Source organism: Klebsiella sp. CN_Kp075 (assembly GCF_040065055.2).
GTDB classification, from domain to species: Bacteria; Pseudomonadota; Gammaproteobacteria; order Enterobacterales; family Enterobacteriaceae; genus Klebsiella; species Klebsiella aerogenes.
Map to the genome: position 1 here is coordinate 3,838,597 of NZ_CM198050.1, position 16,936 is coordinate 3,855,532.

Below are 16,936 nucleotides of genomic sequence, written 5' to 3' on the forward strand. Positions count from 1 at the left end.
GTTTAAAAAAACGTCACAATAATTGCGGTGGCGCAAATCTGCGATTACGCAGCACCGGCAAACTCTCACGCACCTGACGAATATAATCTGCGGATATCTCAGCAAAAATCAGCTGCGGTTGAGCGGCGGCGCCAGCAATAGTGGTACCGAGCGGATCGATAATCCGGCTCTGGCCGATATTACGCGTTCCGCACTCGCCTGCCGCAATAATATAGCAGGTAGTATCCAGCGCCCTTGCCGCCAGCAGCGTCGCCCAGTGATGTTCCTTCATAGGCCCGCGAACCCAGGCGGTCGGCAGCACCAGGACATCGGCCCCCTGTAACGCTAACGATAGCGCTAATTCGGGAAAGCGTAAATCGTAGCAGGTCATTAAGCCGATTCGCATCCCATTTACCTCTATTAAAGGAGGGATTTGCTCACCGGCATCCACCAGCCGTGACTCCTGCATATTAAACGCATCGTACAAATGGAGCTTCTGGTATTGTGCGCAAATTGCCCCTCGGCATATCGCCACCAGCGTATTGCTCGCGCGCCCTTCAGCAGAGGGCACGTGCAGCGTTAATATCGTGGTTAAGTCATTACGCCGGCTTTCGGCCAGCAGTTGCTGCATGAAACCGCCGTCCAGCGCCTGCGCTGATTTTACCGACATATCCGGATCGTTATCGGCCCGCGCCAGTAACGCCTCAGGCAAGACCAGTAACGAAGCGCCGCAGTCTGCCGCCTGACGCATCAGCTCAACGCAGATCTGCGCATTAGTTTGCCACTGCGCCGTGACGGCGAATTGCCCTGCTGCTACCCGCATCTCTTTCTCCCACTTGCGAATCCATAGCCAAAAACGCCTTTGTCGCGCTACACTCGACCCTCTACCTAACCAAATAGCAGGAAATGACCGTGTTACAACTCCTTTTAGCCGTTTTTGTTGGCGGCGGAACCGGCAGCGTGTTGCGCTGGTGGCTGGGCATGAAATTTAACCCAATGCATCATGCAATTCCCATTGGCACGCTAGTCGCTAACCTGCTGGGCGCATTTATAATCGGCGCCGGGTTGGCGTGGTTCAATCGCCTGACGCATGTTGATCCGATGTGGAAACTGCTTATTACCACCGGCTTCTGCGGTGGCCTGACGACCTTCTCCACCTTTTCCGCGGAGGTCGTGTTTCTGCTCCAGCAGGGACGTTTCAGCTGGGCGTTGCTAAACGTTCTCGTCAACCTGCTTGGTTCTTTCGCCATGACCGCGACGGCATTCTGGCTGTTTTCACAGTCAGCCGCCCGTTAACGTCAGGCAAAAAAAAACCCGCTATGAGCGGGTTTTTATATTCTACTGACGTGTTGGTTAGATAGCCATTACGTTTGCAGCAGAAGGGCCTTTGGCACCGTTAGTGATTTCGAACTCTACGCGCTGACCTTCAGCCAGAGTTTTGAAACCGTTGGACTGGATTGCAGAGAAGTGTACGAATACATCTTTGCTGCCATCTTCCGGAGTAATGAAACCGAATCCTTTGGACTCATTAAACCACTTAACGTTACCTTTAATCTTAGACATCAAAATTACCTTTAAATTAAAAAACGACACTAATGCTGTGTCGGATACCAGTACATCAATTGTGATGCCTTTTGTCCAGCGTAACTTTCTTAAAAAGTGATAAAAGTCTCTATCTTTATAGCCGACAGTTACGTTAGTCATTGTTTTTCAACAAGACAAAGAACTTATCACTTTTGTCACTACGTTATAACGATTAAAACTGTATGCGCGCCCAGGCAAAATAAACGTTGCCGTTGTTATAAGTACCGGGGATGTAGGTCATCTGGAACGTCGCCGGACCGTAGCCAATCGAGGCCAGGGGCAGCACCACCGGGATCGGGATATAGTTCCAGTTGTCGCGCGCCGTTACGCCAAGGGTGTAACCAAGGCCAAGGTGGAAGTTGTCATCGGCTAGCGGACGCCAGGTTTTCTCCCAGCCATAGCCGCCAATCGGCTCCCACTTATTAAAGGAATCTTTAAACGCCATCAGATACAGGCCGTGCCAGTTACCTTTATCGTCCCAACGCGACATGCCAAAACCCGCGCCCCACGGACGTTCGTTATACTTGTCGGTTTTCTCTTTGTCATAGGCAAAGCGGGCGTGCCAGGTGATCGCCGGAACGTACAGATCGTAGTGCTCAGGCTCGTTCCAGGTTTGTGCGACATTGTCCGTCAGCGTATTGTAGCCATCACGGATCGTTGACGAGAACGAAGCGTTAGCATAGCCGGACGACAGCAACAGGCCGGACAGCGCGACAATAAACAATGCAAATTGGCGTAGTTTCAACACTTCTCTATTACCGATTTCAATTTTAAAAACGAAGTAAAGTAACAAATGTAATCTTAATAGACTGTTAACGGAATAAGGTAAAATCCTGAATTGCGCCGTGGCAAAAACTTCACTCTGGTAGACGACTTTTGTGATGTTAGCCGCGCCACGGGTTCCGATTAGTCAATTCTCAGTATTTTATTGATTTGGGTCAGCAAGTTCTGCCCGTTTTTTGGGCACATTCCCTCACTTAATTTTTGTAGTGCTTTAGATATCAGCAGATTCTTTGGGTTAATGGCTTAGGGGTAAAGTATGCTTACGCTTGTTGAGATCCTTATCGGGGTCGTGGTTATTGTGGGCGTCGCCCGCTACATTATAAAAGGCTATTCTGCGACAGGCGTGCTGTTTGTCGGCGGTTTAATCTTGCTTATTGCCAGCGCCATCATGGGGCATAAGGTTCTCCCGGCTAGCGCCGCCAGCACGGGTTATACCGCGACCGATATCTTTGAGTATATTAAAATACTGCTCATGAGCCGCGGCGGCGACCTCGGCATGATGATTATGATGCTCTGCGGTTTCGCCACCTACATGACCCATATCGGCGCTAACGATATGGTGGTTAAACTGGCCTCTAAACCGCTGCGATATATTAACTCGCCTTATCTGTTGATGATTGCCGCCTACTTCCTCGCCTGTCTGATGTCGCTGGCGGTCTCCTCGGCGACCGGCCTCGGCGTGCTGCTGATGGCGACGCTGTTCCCGGTAATGGTCAACGTCGGCATTAGCCGCGGCGCCGCGGCGGCGATTTGCGCCTCCCCTGCCGCGTTGATCCTGTCTCCGACCTCCGGTGACGTCGTGCTGGCGGCCAAAGCTGCCGAAATGCCGCTGATAGATTTCGCTTTCAAAACCACTTTACCTATCTCGATTGCCGCTATCGTCTGTATGGCTATCGCTCACTTCTTCTGGCAGCGCTATCTCGATAAAAAAGAGAACGCCTCACACGAGATGCTCGACGTCAATGAGATAACCACCACCGCCCCGGCGCTGTACGCCATTTTGCCTTTCACGCCAATTATCGGGGTGCTGATTTTTGACGGCAAATGGGGGCCAGAGCTACACATCATCACTATTCTGGTGCTCTGTATGGTACTGGCTTCGATACTGGAATTTCTGCGCAGTTTCGATACAAAAAAGGTCTTCGCCGGGCTGGAGGCCGCCTATCGCGGCATGGCTGACGCCTTCGCCAGCGTCGTCATGCTATTGGTCGCGGCGGGCGTATTTGCCCAGGGGCTGAGCACTATCGGTTTTATCGACGGTCTTATCTCCATAGCCACCTCGTTCGGTTCCGCCAGTATCATTCTGATGCTGGTGCTGGTGATCCTGACCATGCTGGCAGCGATGACCACCGGTTCCGGCAACGCGCCGTTTTACGCCTTCGTTGAGATGATCCCGAAACTTGCCCACTCTTCCGGCATCAACCCGGCCTACCTGTCGATCCCTATGCTGCAGGCGTCGAATCTGGGCCGCACTATTTCACCGGTTTCCGGCGTGGTGGTCGCGGTGGCGGGAATGGCGAAGATTTCTCCGTTCGAAGTCGTTAAACGCACCTCGGTTCCCGTTATCGTCGGTCTGTTGGTGGTGATCATCGCCACCGAGATTCTGGTCCCCGGCGCCGCGATTCAATAAACCACAAACCACACTGAAAAGGCGCCAGCAGGCGCCTTTTTTATGCTTTAATAAATCCCAGCAATTAATCATCTCCCACTATCAGGAATAAAAATGTTCAGGAAGGATGTCGTCGCCATTGCCCTTTTACTCGGCGCAACGCAGGTTGGCGCAGAACCGCTTACCGCGACGAAATACGGTGATTTCGATCGTTACGTGCTGGCACTGTCCTGGCAAACCGGTTTTTGTCAAAGCATGCTGGATAGTAACCGTAATGAGCCTGAGGAGTGTCGGCTACAGCAGGACGAACGTAATAAAGCCGATTTTCTGACGGTACATGGCCTGTGGCCGGGCCTGCCGAAGTCGATCGCCTCGCGCGGCGTCGACGAGCGCCGCTGGATGCGCTATGGCTGCGCGACGCGCCCTATCCCCAATATGCCGGAAGTCAAAGCCGGGCGTAAATGCCAGGCGGCGGAAACCGGGCTGTCGCTGGAAATGGCGAATAAGCTGAACAGCGTGATGCCGGGTTCCGGCGGGAACTCTTGTCTGGAACGCTATGAGTATGCCAAGCATGGCGTCTGTTTCGGCTTCGATCCGGATAACTACTTCGGCACGATGGTGCGCCTGAATGGCGAAGTGAAGCAAAGCGCAATCGGTGATTTCCTGGCGAAGCACTACGGACAAACCGTTAGCCGTAGCGATTTTGATGCCGCCGTCGCCAAAGCGTATGGCGCGCAAAACGTCAAAGCCTTTAAATTAACCTGCGACGGCAACCCGGCTTATTTAACGGAAATGCAAATTTCCATTAAAGCTGGCGCTATCAATGCCCCGTTGGGCGCAGATTCGTTCCTGCCTCAGCCGCATCCGGGCAACTGTGGGAAGCAGTTTGTGCTGGATAAAGTGGGTTCTTGATAGCAGGACCAGCCATCTTATCGTCCACTTCATCTGCTTTTGCTCACGATGCGCTGAATGTGCGCTTAATCACTTCAAACATCAGGCAAGTCTCAGTATGATGAAGGGACATTAACCCTTGCCCCTTTCGGCGAGGGTTTTCTTTTACGGAAAAGGTTCCTGGATAACATGGAGTATGCAATGACCAGACCCGCAATCATTATTAATGAATTCGATGCTGAACGTATCGATAGACTGCTTGAGCAACCGGCTTACGCGAATTCGCCGGTCGCCGATGCCCTGAACGACGAACTGGATCGCGCGCAAATGTTGGCGCCGGAAGCGATGCCGCACGATGTCGTGAGCATGAACAGCAAAGTCCGCTTCCGCGATTTAACCAGCGGTGAAGAGCGCGTGCGGACCCTGGTCTTCCCGGCTCAGGCGACCGATAGCGCCACTCAGCTTTCCGTTCTGGCGCCGGTTGGCGCGGCGCTGCTTGGGCTGAAAGTCGGCACCTCCATTCACTGGGAGTTACCCGGTGGCGCATCGGCACACCTGGAAGTACTGGAATTGTTGTACCAGCCGGAAGCCGCAGGCGAATTCCATCGCTAAGTTTCCCGCTGCCTGAGGCGTTTGACGCTTTATTCAGAGGATGCCTCGCCATCCTCTTTCTGTTTCCCTCCCGCTATGACAAATTTTTACCTCATCCCGTGACGGGGCATACAGTTTTGCGACCTGAATGCCACATTATCCTTGTATAATATGTTGATATAGAAACAGACAAACAAGGAGAAATGCATATGTATAAAACTATCATTATGCCGGTTGATGTCTTTGAAATGGAGCTGAGCGACAAGGCTGTCCGCCATGCAGAGTTTCTCGCCCAACAGGACGGCATTATTCATTTGCTTCACGTGTTACCCGGTTCATCGAGTTTCACCATGAGCCGTTTTACTGCCGATCTGCGCCGCTTTGAAGAGCATCTGCAGCATGAAGCGGAGACCCGCTTACAGACCATGGTCGGCCATTTTAGCATCGACCCCTCTCGTATTAAGAGCCATGTGCGTTTCGGCAACGTCCGCGATATGGTTAATGAACTGGCCAATGAAATAAAAGCTGACGTAGTGGTGATTGGCTCACGCAATCCGTCGATCAGCACCCATTTGCTGGGTTCAAACGCGTCAAGCGTCATCCGTCATGCGCATATTCCGGTAATGGTCGTGAGATAACGGAACGGTGAAATAAGCAAAAAAAAGAGGCGACCACAAGGTCGCCTCTTTGCTGTGTGCAGGGAATGTCTTACAACTTTTTATGATTATGCGGTTTTGGTGCGAATCAGATAATCGAATGAGCTCAAAGAAGCTTTCGCGCCTTCGCCAGTGGCGATAATAATTTGTTTGTACGGCACGGTAGTACAGTCGCCGGCCGCAAACACGCCTTTCACGTTGGTTTCACATTTGGCATCAATGATGATTTCACCCATGCGGTTACGCTCAACCGTACCTTCCAGCCAGTTGGTATTCGGCAACAGACCGATCTGGACAAAAATACCGGCTAACGCGACATGATGCTCATCGCCGCTGACGCGGTCGCGGTACTGCAGCCCCGTCACCTTACTGCCATCGCCAACCACTTCGGTGGTCTGGGCGTTGAGAATAATATCGACATTTTTCAGGCTGCGTACTTTGTCCTGCAGCACCTGGTCGGCTTTCATTTCTGGTGCGAATTCCAGTAGCGTTACGTGTTCAACGACGCCCGCCAGATCGATCGCCGCTTCAACGCCGGAGTTACCGCCGCCAATCACCGCCACGCGTTTACCTTTAAACAGCGGGCCGTCACAGTGCGGGCAGTAGGTTACGCCTTTAGTCCGGTATTGGTCTTCACCCGGGACGTTCATGTTACGCCATTTAGCGCCGGTTGCGATGATCACGCTGCGCGCTTTCAGCACCGCGCCGGAGGCGGTTTCAATCTGATGCAGGCCGCCTTCGACAGCTGCCGGGATCAGTTTTGCCGCGCTTTGTGAATCAATCACATCAACATCATATTCACTGACGTGCGCTTTCAGCGCGCCGGCCAACTTTTGACCTTCGGTTTTCGGTACGGAAATATAGTTTTCGATATCTACGGTATCCAGCACCTGACCGCCGAAACGTTCGCCCATCAGGCCGGTACGAATGCCTTTACGCGCGGAGTAAACAGCCGCCGCGGCGCCAGACGGGCCGGAACCAACAATCAAAACGTCATAAGCATCACGTTTGTTCAGCTCTTCCGCCGCACGTTTTTCCGCGCCGGTATCCACTTTGGCAACGATTTCAGTCAGCGTCATACGGCCTTGACCAAATTCCTGACCATTCACAAACACCGCCGGAACACCCATCACGTTGCGTTCAGTGATTTCATTCTGGAAGGTTCCGCCATCAATCGCCGTGTGTTTGATGCGTGGGTTAAGCACCGCCATCAGGTTCAACGCCTGCACCACGTCCGGACAGTTGTGGCAAGAGAGCGAGTAGTAGGTCTCAAATTCAAAATCACCGTCAAGATTGCGGATCTGCTCGAGCAGCGACTGGGCTTCTTTCGACGGATGACCGCCGGTCCACAGCAGCGCCAGCACTAATGAGGTGAATTCATGTCCCAGAGGAGAACCTGCGAAACGCGGCCCCTGGTTAGAACCTGGATTAGTAATCAGGAACGATGGCTTACGTACCGCCAGCGTGTTGTCTTCTTTAAAGGTGACTTTGTCTGACAGTTCAGCGATTTCAGCCAACAGTTCCTTGATCTCTGCCGATTTAGCGCTGTCATCCAGCGTGGCAATCAGCTCAACAGGTTTGGTCAGCTTCTCAAGATAGGCCTTGAGCTGGGTTTTCATGTTGGTGTCGAGCATTTTTATCTCCTGGGCTTAAAACATCATCATGCAAGCGGCCTTTATCAGGCAGCCTGAATGCGCTTGCATCATGGTGTTGGAATAAAACGGGCGCGGGTACGCCCGTTGATTAGCGGGAATAAAACGAATTAGATCTTACCAACCAGATCTAAAGAAGGAGCCAGGGTCGCTTCACCTTCTTTCCACTTAGCCGGGCACACTTCGCCTGGGTGGGAAGCAACGTACTGAGCAGCCTTGATTTTACGCAGCAGGTCAGACGCATCACGGCCGATACCTTCAGCGGTAACTTCGATTGCCTGGATGATACCCTGCGGGTCAACGACGAAGGTCGCGCGGTCAGCCAGACCTTCATCTTCACGCATGTTGTCGAAGTTACGGGTCAGGGCGCCAGTCGGGTCGCCGATCATCGCGTATTTGATTTTAGCGATGGTGTCAGAGCTGCTGTGCCACGCTTTGTGGGTGAAGTGGGTGTCGGTAGAAACAGAGTACACGTCTACGCCCAGTTTCTGCAGCTCTTCGTAATGGTCAGCCACGTCGCCCAGCTCGGTCGGGCAAACGAAAGTGAAGTCAGCCGGGTAGAAGAAGAAGACGCTCCAGCGGCCTTCAGTATCTTTTTCGGTAACTTCGATGAATTCACCGTTTTTGAATGCCTGGTTTTTGAAAGGTTTGATTTTGGTATTAATTAAAGACATCGATACTTCCTCCGTGTTTTTGTTGAGGTCTAAGTTAACGAATTTTTCCTGACTCGACCAATGCGTTTGCATTATCAAATCAATAAGCGTTATCTAACAACCGTAACAAGACAACTTTGTGAACCTGCCTTCGCGATCGCGGTTTTTCTCCGTTTTTCGCCTCATTTCGCTGAAAGTAAAAAGGCCGCCCTCTCAGGCGGCCCCGTTACCTGAAATACCCGCAGGTAGCTTCAGCGCCAGAATGGCTGGCAATATGTTGCGCTCTACACCTTAATGTAACAGCATGAGGGATTACATCATTCGCCGAACTAAAGGGCAACCAAACGCCCGGCAGGTCTTATCTATGACTGCGATAGGTTTGACCACTACTTCGCATTATCTTCTGATTTAAAAGGAATACTCATGTTAAAACGACTACTTTTCCTGAGCCTGCTGCCGTTATGTAGCTATGCCGAAGACCTCCCCGCCCCCGTAAAAGCAATAGAGAAACAGGGTATTACTATCATTAAGCCCTTTGAGGCGCCGGGCGGCGTCAAAGGCTGGCTCGGGAAGTATCAGGATATGGGCGTTGCTATTTATCTCACTCCCGACGGTAAACACGCCATTTCCGGCTACATGTACGACGAAAACGGCAACAATCTGAGCGAACAGCTTTTCCAGAAAGAGCTCTATACCCCGGCGGGACAGGCGATGTGGAAAAAACTCGAGTCCGCTAACTGGCTGCTGGAAGGCAAAAAAGAGGCCCCCATCGTCCTTTATGTGTTTGCCGACCCTTTCTGTCCTTATTGTAAACAGTTCTGGCAACAGGCGCGGCCGTGGGTTGAATCCGGTAAGGTGCAACTGCGTACCTTATTGGTCGGCGTGATAAAACCTGAGAGCCCGGCCACCGCGGCAGCGATTCTGGCAAGCAAAAACCCGGCGCAAACCTGGCATGATTACGAACAGTCCAACGGCAAAATGAAGCTCAACGTCCCGGCAGATATCCCTGCGGACTTGATGAGGACGCTAAATATCAATCAGCAGTTGATGGATGACCTCGGCGCTAACGCCACCCCGGCTATTTACTATATGAATAAAGACAGCATGCTGCAGCAGGTGGTGGGATTACCCGATAAAGAGAAACTGCAGGTGATGATGGGTGAAAAGCAGCAGTAAAAAATAACGCATTTCCGCCAGAAGCTTAAGGACATAAAAGGATCTGGCGGAAAGCGATCGCTTGGTATACATTAAGTAGGGGTTAATTGTATATTTAGCTATAGTAATGATAATTCACGATATCACTTCAAATTTATTACGATAAGTAATAGTAATCCGTTCGCCTCGACGCAACATAAACAGGACGTTAAGCATGGCTAACCTTTATGACTTAAAAAAATTCGACCTAAACCTGTTGGTTATTTTTGAGTGTATTTATCAACATCTTAGCATCAGTAAAGCGGCAGAAACGCTGTTTATTACGCCTTCTGCAGTAAGTCAGTCGCTACAAAGGTTACGCAATCAATTAAACGATCCGCTATTTGTCCGTTCCGGGAAGGGGATAACTCCGACGACCGTTGGTGTGAATTTACATCATCATTTGGAACAGAATCTCAACCAATTAGAAAAAACGATTAATATTGCCAATCATTCTGAATTAAGTAAAAAATTTGTTATTTATAGCCCACAACTTCTTATATCACCAGGAACAATGGATTTAATAAATAGATTAAATATGGATCCTAACTTGCAAATCGATCACCGCGATCTTCTTCTGTCGCCAGAAAGCGTCGAAGATCTTCTGGCCTACCGTAAAGCAGACTTAATCTATAGCGTTACCCCACTGTCAAATCATAGTACGATTTGCCAGCCTTTTCTGGAATTACAGATTGTGCTCGTTTGCCGCGAAGGTCACCCCCGTGCGGACCACCTTAACTCATATGAAGCTATTTCACGTGAGGGATTTACGCTTTACGCTTCTTCAGATCCTAAATTAAAGGCCTTTCAACAGAATAACGACGAACGAATGCCTGAAAGAAGAATTGAGTTTCGCAGTAACTCTCTGATAGCTATTTTAACCATGATCAATCAGAGCGATCTGCTAGGATTTGTACCTAAGCATGCGATAGATTATTTTAGCGCTTCATTTAATTTTCGTGAGCTTTCACTTCCCCACCCTATTCCTACCATAACAACCTATATGATTTATAATCGTTCATCATTGAACAACCCCAAATTCGCCGAATTTATTACGCTAAGTACCGCAGCTAATTAATTTGTCATTTCAAACATATTCACAAAGTGAATATGTTTGTGTGAATTACATTGACCTCGCTTAAAACATTACTATTTCATATTAACCTTACCATTAATGTGTTCTACACTACCTGAAAAAGCGTACCTATCACATTAAAGGATTAATGGTAATGTCATTAATAAAAATTCCATTACCCGAGTCCGTTCTTCAGGCTAGCCAGCAGCGGATACAGTGGGTATTAGAAAATTTTTCACGCATCTGCATCTCTTTCTCCGGCGGAAAAGACTCCACCACCATGCTGCACCTGGCGGCGCTTTGCGCCCGGCAAATGGGTAAAAAATTCAGCGTGCTGTTTATCGATTGGGAGGCGCAATTTTCCTGTACCATCCAGCATTGCGAAAATATCCGCGCCGAATACCGGGATGTTATTGAAAAATTTTATTGGGTTGCCCTACCGCTCACCACGCAAAATTCACTGACTCAGTTTTCGCCGGAGTGGCAATGCTGGGAACCTGGCGTCAACTGGGTACGCCAGCCCCCCGCTGACGCCATTACCAATCCCGGCTATTTCCCGTTTTATCGTAGCGGAATGAGCTTTGAAGAGTTCGTTCGCGATTTCGCCGACTGGTTTTCGCAAAACCGCCCGGCGGCGATGATGGTGGGTATCCGAGCAGATGAATCGCTTAATCGTTTTATGACCATCTCATCGCAGCGCAAACTGCGCTTTGCCGACGACAAGCCATGGACAACTTCGGCGCCGGGCGGTCATACCTGGTACATCTATCCGATCTATGACTGGAAAACCGCCGATATCTGGACGTGGTTTAGCAAAAGCGGCCATACCTATAACCCCCTCTACGATCTGATGTATCAGGCCGGGGTGCCGCCACGCTATATGCGGATTTGCGAACCTTTTGGCCCCGAGCAGCGCCAGGGGCTCTGGCTGTATCACGTGCTGGAACCTGAGCGTTGGGCAGCCATTTGCCAGCGCGTAAACGGCGTGCACAGCGGCGGTATTTATGCCGGATATGACAACAAATTTTATGGTCACCGTAAACTCGATAAACCCGGGCACCACAGCTGGAAGAGTTATGCCCTGTTTCTGCTGGATAGCATGCCGCGACCAACTGCCGAGCACTATCGCAACAAAATCGCGGTCTACCTGCATTGGTATCAAAAACAGGGAATGGACGATATTCCCGATTGCCAGGAGGGCGACATCGGCACCCGGGATATCCCTTCGTGGCGACGCGTCTGCAAGGTGTTATTGAATAATGATTACTGGTGTCGCCAGCTTTCTTTTAGCCCAACTAAAGCCACCCGCTATAAAAACTACTGTGAGCGTATAAGTAAAAAACGCCAACAATGGGGACTGTTATGCAACAACGACTAATAACCCAGATAGAAGAGTATCTGGCCGCTCTGCCGGAAGAGGAGAAAATCGACGCACTAAACCGCTTTCGCCAGGCTTTGCATCGCCATAGTCCTTTTCGCAACCAGCCGGTTGACTGCGTGCTATGGGTTAAAGAGGGAGAAGTGGTTCCCAATGATTACAACCCTAACAATCTTGCACCACCGGAAAAGCGGCTGTTACTAACCTCGCTGGAGGCCAACGGCTTTACGCAACCTATTGTAGTGCAGCATCAGCAGCCAAAGCGTTATACCATCGTTGACGGTTTTCACCGCCACGAACTGGCCAGTAATAAAGTGTCGCTGAAAAAGCAGCTCAAGGGGTATTTGCCGGTAACCTGTCTGACGGCGAACAGCCACCCGCGCGATGCCCTGATGGCCGCCACTATCCGCCACAACCGGGCCCGCGGACGCCATCAGATCCACGCGATGTCGGAAATTGTCCGCGAGCTGGCCAATCTCGGCTGGAGCAATAGCAAAATCAGTAAAGAGCTGGGGATGGACGCCGATGAAGTGCTGCGCCTGAAGCAAATTAACGGTCTGGCCGAGATATTCGGCGACCGTCAATTTTCTCAGGCGTGGACGGTAAAATAGCTACAGCCGACGCAGACGGTCTGCCGCCGCCAGCAGGGTCTCCGGCTGCTTGGCGAAGCACAGACGAATCAACTTATGCGGGAAAGGATCGGCGCAGAATACCGACAGCGGGATCGCCGCCACGCCGACTTCAGTGGTCAGCCAGCGACAGAAGCTGACGTCATCAAGATCAGAGATTGCGCTATAGTCGGCCAGCAGGAAGTAGGTCCCTTCACAAGGCAAAATCTCCAGCCGGCTATCGCGTAGCGCATCGATAAACAGATCCCGACGCTGCCGATAAAACGCTGGCAGCTCGCGGTAGTGCTCCGGCTGCGCGCGCAGCATATCCGCCAGCGCCAGCTGAGCCGGCGTGTTAACGGCAAAGGTTAAATACTGATGCACTTTACGCAGCTCGGCGCTGATGGCGGCAGGCGCCACGCAATACCCCACTTTCCAGCCGGTCATGTGGAAGGTTTTACCGAAAGAAGAAACCGCCACAGCCCGCTCCCGCAGCTGCGGATGGGCCAGTACGCTGGCATGTCCCTGCTCAGCAAAACAGATATGCTCGTATACTTCGTCGCTGATAACGTAAATTTCCCGTCCGGCGATAGCCTGCCACAGCGCGGCGAAGTCTTCCCGCTGCCAGACGGTGGCGGACGGGTTATGCGGCGTATTAAGAATGACCAAACGGGTGCGGTCGCTTAACGTGGCGGCAAACTGCTGCCAGTCAACGCGGAAATGCGGCGGCTGCAGAGCAATCCGTTTCAGCACCCCGCCGGAAAGCTCTACCGCCGGCGCGTAGCTGTCGTAGCTCGGGTCAAAGCAGATCGCTTCATCACCCGCCCTCACCAGCGCGGTAATCGCCGCATACAGCGCTTCGGTCGCCCCCGCGGTGACGGTGACATCGCTATTCGCATCCGGGCGATAGCCATACAGCTCAGCGGTTTTATCGGCAATGGCTTCGCGCAGCGCCGTTACGCCGGTCATCGGAGCGTACTGGTTAGCCCCCTGGGCGACGTGCCAGGCCAACCGTTCCTGTAGGTAACGCGGACCGTCAAAATCCGGGAAACCTTGTGATAGATTGATGGCCTGATGCTGCTGCGCCAGCGCGCTCATCTGGGTAAAAATGGTGGTGCCTAATGCAGGGAGTTTACTCTCAGGAATCAGTGGCTTATTGCTCATTCTCTTTGTTCCGATTGTAATGCTGTTGTTGAAGCCACTATAACACGATGTTAATATTTGGCAATCAAGACGCTTAGACGTCTAAATGCTAACGTTATTTCGCTTGCCGCAGGCAGGCGGCAAACCGACGCCACCGGCAGCACGGCGCACTATCCACTCTGGAGATACCATGATCCGCGCTATCGTGACCGATATTGAAGGCACAACCAGCGACATTCGCTTCGTCCATAACGTCTTATTCCCCTACGCCCGCGAGCGGCTGGCCGCGTTTGTCAACGCGCAGCAGTACGTCGAGCCGGTCAGTACCATTCTCGACAATCTGCGTACGGAAATTGCCTCCCCCGAAGCCAGCACCGCCCAGCTTATCGATACGCTATTCCGCTTCATGGACGAGGATCGTAAATCGACGGCGCTGAAAGCGCTGCAGGGCATTATCTGGCGCGAGGGCTATCTGAACGGTGATTTTACCGGCCATCTTTACCCCGATGTTCTCCCGGCGCTGGAGAAATGGAAGGCAATGGGCATTGATTTATATGTATATTCCTCAGGCTCGGTTGCCGCGCAGAAATTGTTATTTGGCTACAGCGACGAAGGTGATATTACTCATCTATTCAGTGGATATTTCGATACCCTGGTCGGCGCCAAACGCGAAGTTCAATCCTATCGCACTATCGCTGAGCAACTGGGGCATAACCCGGCGCGCATTCTGTTCCTCTCAGATATTCATCAGGAGCTGGACGCCGCCGAAGCGGCAGGTTTCCGCACCCTGCAGCTGGTACGCGGCGACCGCGACCCGGCCAGCCATCATCCACAGGTTCAGCGTTTTGACGACATCGACCCGGAGCAACTTCCCTCATGAGCGCATTAACTATTTTTTCCGTTAACGACGCCAGCCATCCACGCTGGCACAGCAGCAACGCCGATGAAATCCAGCAGCAATTGAGCGCAAAAGGGGTGCGCTTCGAGCGCTGGCAGGCCGATCGCTACCTGGGCCCGGCGCCAACCGCTGAAACCGTTATTGCGGCCTATCAACACGCGATAGATAAACTGGTCGCTGAAAAGGGTTACCAAAGTTGGGATGTCATTAGCCTGCGAGCGGATAATCCACAGAAAGAGGCGCTGCGGGCAAAATTCCTCAATGAGCATACCCATGGCGAAGATGAAGTGCGCTTCTTTGTCGAAGGCGCCGGGCTATTTTGCCTGCATCTCGGCGATGAAGTTTTTCAGGTGCTGTGCGAAAAGAACGATCTGATCTCCGTTCCGGCGAATACCCCACACTGGTTCGATATGGGGTCGGAGCCGAATTTCACCGCCATTCGCATTTTTGACAACCCGGAAGGCTGGATAGCGCAGTTCACCGGCGATGCTATCGCCGATGCCTACCCGCGCTTACCCTAATCGCCTTTACGCATAGCGGCGGCGCAGCAGCTCGCATTCGAAAAGGAATTCGAGCCCTTCCAGCTGACGCCGCGCCTCGCTAACATCCCTGCCCCAACAGGTTAAACCGTGGCCGCGGATCAAAAATCCATAACGTAAAGGATGACTACGGGCATACGCTTCAATCCGCGCCGCCAGCGCCTCGATATCCTGATCGTTATCAAAAATCGCCACCGCTACGCTATCGAGATGGCTATGCTGCCCGCTCAGCGTTTTTTGCATTTCATAGCCCTGCAGCTGAAGAGCATTGCCGGTTTCAAGGCGTGAAAGCACCGTAGCGTGCACGGTATGCACGTGCAGCACGACGTTCGCTTCCGGAAACAGACGATAGACCAGCGTATGCAACCCGGTCTCCGCCGACGGTTTCCGCCCCGACGGCGCATTATTGTTTAGGATATCTACCTGAAGAAAATCGTCGCAGGTCAGGCTGCCCTTATCGCGCCCCGATTCACTTAACCAACACCAGCGCGCATCCTCGCGTACTGACATATTGCCGCCGGTTGCCGGCGCCCACCCTTTCGCGCCAATCCAGTGACAGGTGGTCACCAGTTGTGCGAGTCGCTCTTGCCACATAATTGTTCCTTATCGAGGTTAACCGTTACGCCACCGGCGCGAAGATACCGTCTGCTACCTGCTGTGGCGTAACCACGCCGCTATCCAGCACCCAACCGCTGATTAACGACGCTGGCGTCACGTCAAAGGCCGGATTGTAAACCGGCGCGTTTTCTGGCGCCCACTGCACCGCGCCAAAGCTGCCTTTTACGCCAGTCACCTCTTGCGCCGCACGCTGTTCAATCGGGATCGCCGCGCCGTTCGGGCAGTGGCGATCGAGAGTGGTTTGCGGCGCCGCCACGTAGAAAGGAATGCGATGATAGTGAGCCAGCACCGCCAGCGAATAGGTCCCGATTTTGTTCGCCACGTCGCCATTGGCGGCGATACGATCTGCACCGACCCATACCGCATCAACCTGCCCCTGCGCCATCAGGCTGGCAGCCATGGAGTCGGTAATCAGCTGATACGGCACGCCCAGTTCACCCAGCTCCCAGGCGGTCAGTCGCCCGCCCTGCAGCAGCGGCCGCGTCTCGTCGACCCAGACGTTAGCCACTTTGCCCTGTTCATGGGCCAGGGCGATAACCCCCAGCGCAGTGCCAACGCCGGCCGTCGCCAGACCGCCGGTATTACAGTGGGTCAACAAGCGACTACCCGGCGTCACCAGTGTATTACCGGCTTCGGCAATACTGGCGCACAGCTGTTTATCTTCGGCAATCAGGCGCAGCGCTTCGCTCTCCAACGCCTGCGGATAGTTTTCCTGCGCCAGCGCCTGCTTCATCCGATCGAGATTGTTCATCAGATTGACCGCCGTCGGCCGCGCCGCACGCAATGTTTCCAGCGCCTGAGCAAGCTCGTCGCGGGAAAGACCGCGCTGGGCTAACAGCGCCAACAGCAGGCTGGCGGAAAGACCGATCAACGGCGCGCCGCGCACCCGCAGGGCATGAATATGGTCCACCAGCAGCGCAACGTTATCCGCCGCCAGCCAGCGTTTTTCCTGCGGCAATGCCTGTTGATCGAGAATAAAAAGCTGATTTTCGCTTACCCGCAGGCTGGTGGTCTGTAGTGTCTGCATATCGTTAAATCCCTGTTGCGTTGTTGTATCACATTGTGTCAGGATGAAATCCAGATGT

General features: G+C 52.6%; 19 protein-coding genes. 11 read left to right on the forward strand and 8 right to left on the reverse strand.

The genetic code is table 11. The features are described 5' to 3' along the window. Positions 1-13: 13 nt before the first annotated feature. The gene (locus ABLV78_RS18440) at positions 14-802 is read right to left on the reverse strand and encodes a deaminated glutathione amidase (protein WP_047049305.1); all 789 of its coding nucleotides are present in this window, start codon (positions 800-802) and stop codon (positions 14-16) included. Positions 803-891: 89 nt separating this feature from the next. Between ABLV78_RS18440 and crcB the strand changes: the two genes are divergently transcribed. Then, complete coding sequence (gene crcB, locus ABLV78_RS18445; protein ID WP_045381622.1) at positions 892-1,275, forward strand: fluoride efflux transporter CrcB; 384 nt, start codon at positions 892-894, stop codon at positions 1,273-1,275. 57 nt (positions 1,276-1,332) lie between these two features. Here crcB and cspE read toward each other — a convergent pair whose 3' ends face one another. Beyond that, positions 1,333-1,542 (reverse strand): transcription antiterminator/RNA stability regulator CspE, encoded by a 210-nt coding sequence (gene cspE / locus ABLV78_RS18450; RefSeq protein ID WP_012542460.1) that lies wholly within the window; start codon positions 1,540-1,542, stop codon positions 1,333-1,335. Positions 1,543-1,735: 193 nt separating this feature from the next. Beyond that, positions 1,736-2,311, reverse strand: a complete 576-nt coding sequence (gene pagP, locus ABLV78_RS18455; protein WP_161799856.1) for a lipid IV(A) palmitoyltransferase PagP — start codon at positions 2,309-2,311, stop codon at positions 1,736-1,738. A 291-nt stretch (positions 2,312-2,602) separates the two neighbouring features. Here pagP and dcuC point away from each other — a divergent pair, with 291 nt between their 5' ends. The 4 genes from dcuC (at position 2,603) to uspG (ending at position 6,075) form a co-directional block, all read left to right on the forward strand. After that, positions 2,603-3,976 carry an anaerobic C4-dicarboxylate transporter DcuC gene (gene dcuC / locus ABLV78_RS18460; RefSeq protein WP_045392945.1) on the forward strand — a complete coding sequence of 458 codons (1,374 nt, stop codon included), beginning with the start codon at positions 2,603-2,605 and terminating at the stop codon, positions 3,974-3,976. Positions 3,977-4,069: 93 nt separating this feature from the next. Next, on the forward strand, positions 4,070-4,867 hold the full coding sequence (gene rna / locus ABLV78_RS18465; RefSeq protein WP_047049309.1) for a ribonuclease I: 798 nt from the start codon (positions 4,070-4,072) through the stop codon (positions 4,865-4,867). 180 nt (positions 4,868-5,047) lie between these two features. Beyond that, a complete protein-coding gene (gene rnk / locus ABLV78_RS18470) occupies positions 5,048-5,458 on the forward strand; it encodes a nucleoside diphosphate kinase regulator (RefSeq protein WP_015367745.1) in 411 nt (136 codons plus the stop codon). A gap of 188 nt (positions 5,459-5,646) precedes the next feature. Next, on the forward strand, positions 5,647-6,075 hold the full coding sequence (gene uspG / locus ABLV78_RS18475) for a universal stress protein UspG (RefSeq protein ID WP_015367746.1): 429 nt from the start codon (positions 5,647-5,649) through the stop codon (positions 6,073-6,075). Between the two features lie 86 nt (positions 6,076-6,161). On the opposite strand, the gene ahpF is transcribed toward uspG, so the two are convergent. Both ahpF and ahpC read right to left on the reverse strand, forming a co-directional pair. Beyond that, positions 6,162-7,727, reverse strand: a complete 1,566-nt coding sequence (gene ahpF / locus ABLV78_RS18480) for an alkyl hydroperoxide reductase subunit F (protein ID WP_045392939.1) — start codon at positions 7,725-7,727, stop codon at positions 6,162-6,164. A 128-nt stretch (positions 7,728-7,855) separates the two neighbouring features. Then, the gene (gene ahpC / locus ABLV78_RS18485) at positions 7,856-8,419 is read right to left on the reverse strand and encodes an alkyl hydroperoxide reductase subunit C (protein ID WP_004859485.1); all 564 of its coding nucleotides are present in this window, start codon (positions 8,417-8,419) and stop codon (positions 7,856-7,858) included. 402 nt (positions 8,420-8,821) lie between these two features. Here ahpC and dsbG point away from each other — a divergent pair, with 402 nt between their 5' ends. The 4 genes from dsbG to ABLV78_RS18505 all read left to right on the forward strand — a co-directional run bounded on the left by dsbG (position 8,822) and on the right by ABLV78_RS18505 (position 12,656). Next, positions 8,822-9,574: a thiol:disulfide interchange protein DsbG gene (dsbG, locus tag ABLV78_RS18490; protein ID WP_045392937.1), complete on the forward strand. Its 753-nt coding sequence runs from the start codon at positions 8,822-8,824 to the stop codon at positions 9,572-9,574. Positions 9,575-9,767: 193 nt separating this feature from the next. Then, positions 9,768-10,670 (forward strand): DNA-binding transcriptional repressor CitR, encoded by a 903-nt coding sequence (citR, locus tag ABLV78_RS18495; RefSeq protein WP_047049314.1) that lies wholly within the window; start codon positions 9,768-9,770, stop codon positions 10,668-10,670. A 151-nt stretch (positions 10,671-10,821) separates the two neighbouring features. Then, on the forward strand, positions 10,822-12,045 hold the full coding sequence (locus tag ABLV78_RS18500; RefSeq protein WP_047049317.1) for a phosphoadenosine phosphosulfate reductase: 1,224 nt from the start codon (positions 10,822-10,824) through the stop codon (positions 12,043-12,045). Then, the gene (locus ABLV78_RS18505) at positions 12,030-12,656 is read left to right on the forward strand and encodes an IbrB-like domain-containing protein (protein WP_045392928.1); all 627 of its coding nucleotides are present in this window, start codon (positions 12,030-12,032) and stop codon (positions 12,654-12,656) included. Before ABLV78_RS18500 ends, ABLV78_RS18505 begins: the two co-directional genes overlap by 16 nt. On the opposite strand, the gene ABLV78_RS18510 is transcribed toward ABLV78_RS18505, so the two are convergent. Continuing rightward, on the reverse strand, positions 12,657-13,802 hold the full coding sequence (locus tag ABLV78_RS18510; protein ID WP_165430692.1) for a pyridoxal phosphate-dependent aminotransferase: 1,146 nt from the start codon (positions 13,800-13,802) through the stop codon (positions 12,657-12,659). 184 nt (positions 13,803-13,986) lie between these two features. Between ABLV78_RS18510 and mtnC the strand changes: the two genes are divergently transcribed. Together mtnC and ABLV78_RS18520 are read left to right on the forward strand one after the other, a co-directional pair. Further along, the gene (gene mtnC / locus ABLV78_RS18515) at positions 13,987-14,676 is read left to right on the forward strand and encodes an acireductone synthase (RefSeq protein WP_047049324.1); all 690 of its coding nucleotides are present in this window, start codon (positions 13,987-13,989) and stop codon (positions 14,674-14,676) included. Beyond that, positions 14,673-15,215, forward strand: a complete 543-nt coding sequence (locus ABLV78_RS18520) for a 1,2-dihydroxy-3-keto-5-methylthiopentene dioxygenase (RefSeq protein ID WP_047049327.1) — start codon at positions 14,673-14,675, stop codon at positions 15,213-15,215. The genes mtnC and ABLV78_RS18520 overlap by 4 nt, the downstream gene beginning before the upstream one ends. A 6-nt stretch (positions 15,216-15,221) precedes the next feature. Here the strand turns inward: ABLV78_RS18520 and ABLV78_RS18525 are convergent, their stop codons facing one another. Together ABLV78_RS18525 and mtnA are read right to left on the reverse strand one after the other, a co-directional pair. Continuing rightward, positions 15,222-15,827 (reverse strand): methylthioribulose 1-phosphate dehydratase, encoded by a 606-nt coding sequence (locus ABLV78_RS18525; protein ID WP_047049329.1) that lies wholly within the window; start codon positions 15,825-15,827, stop codon positions 15,222-15,224. A 25-nt stretch (positions 15,828-15,852) separates the two neighbouring features. After that, a complete protein-coding gene (gene mtnA / locus ABLV78_RS18530; RefSeq protein WP_047049332.1) occupies positions 15,853-16,878 on the reverse strand; it encodes an S-methyl-5-thioribose-1-phosphate isomerase in 1,026 nt (341 codons plus the stop codon). Positions 16,879-16,936: the final 58 nt, after the last annotated feature.

Bases quoted from the DNA above. Each gene is read 5' to 3' on its own strand.
- ahpC (WP_004859485.1), bottom strand. From the start codon at position 8,419: ATGTCTTTAATTAATACCAAAATCAAACCTTTCAAAAACCAGGCATTC.
- rna (WP_047049309.1), top strand. From the start codon at position 4,070: ATGTTCAGGAAGGATGTCGTCGCCATTGCCCTTTTACTCGGCGCAACG.
- ABLV78_RS18440 (WP_047049305.1), bottom strand. From the start codon at position 802: ATGCGGGTAGCAGCAGGGCAATTCGCCGTCACGGCGCAGTGGCAAACT.
- ahpF (WP_045392939.1), bottom strand. From the start codon at position 7,727: ATGCTCGACACCAACATGAAAACCCAGCTCAAGGCCTATCTTGAGAAG.
- dsbG (WP_045392937.1), top strand. From the start codon at position 8,822: ATGTTAAAACGACTACTTTTCCTGAGCCTGCTGCCGTTATGTAGCTAT.
- mtnC (WP_047049324.1), top strand. From the start codon at position 13,987: ATGATCCGCGCTATCGTGACCGATATTGAAGGCACAACCAGCGACATT.
- mtnA (WP_047049332.1), bottom strand. From the start codon at position 16,878: ATGCAGACACTACAGACCACCAGCCTGCGGGTAAGCGAAAATCAGCTT.
- cspE (WP_012542460.1), bottom strand. From the start codon at position 1,542: ATGTCTAAGATTAAAGGTAACGTTAAGTGGTTTAATGAGTCCAAAGGA.
- rnk (WP_015367745.1), top strand. From the start codon at position 5,048: ATGACCAGACCCGCAATCATTATTAATGAATTCGATGCTGAACGTATC.
- uspG (WP_015367746.1), top strand. From the start codon at position 5,647: ATGTATAAAACTATCATTATGCCGGTTGATGTCTTTGAAATGGAGCTG.
- ABLV78_RS18505 (WP_045392928.1), top strand. From the start codon at position 12,030: ATGCAACAACGACTAATAACCCAGATAGAAGAGTATCTGGCCGCTCTG.
- citR (WP_047049314.1), top strand. From the start codon at position 9,768: ATGGCTAACCTTTATGACTTAAAAAAATTCGACCTAAACCTGTTGGTT.
- dcuC (WP_045392945.1), top strand. From the start codon at position 2,603: ATGCTTACGCTTGTTGAGATCCTTATCGGGGTCGTGGTTATTGTGGGC.
- ABLV78_RS18500 (WP_047049317.1), top strand. From the start codon at position 10,822: ATGTCATTAATAAAAATTCCATTACCCGAGTCCGTTCTTCAGGCTAGC.
- ABLV78_RS18525 (WP_047049329.1), bottom strand. From the start codon at position 15,827: ATGTGGCAAGAGCGACTCGCACAACTGGTGACCACCTGTCACTGGATT.
- ABLV78_RS18520 (WP_047049327.1), top strand. From the start codon at position 14,673: ATGAGCGCATTAACTATTTTTTCCGTTAACGACGCCAGCCATCCACGC.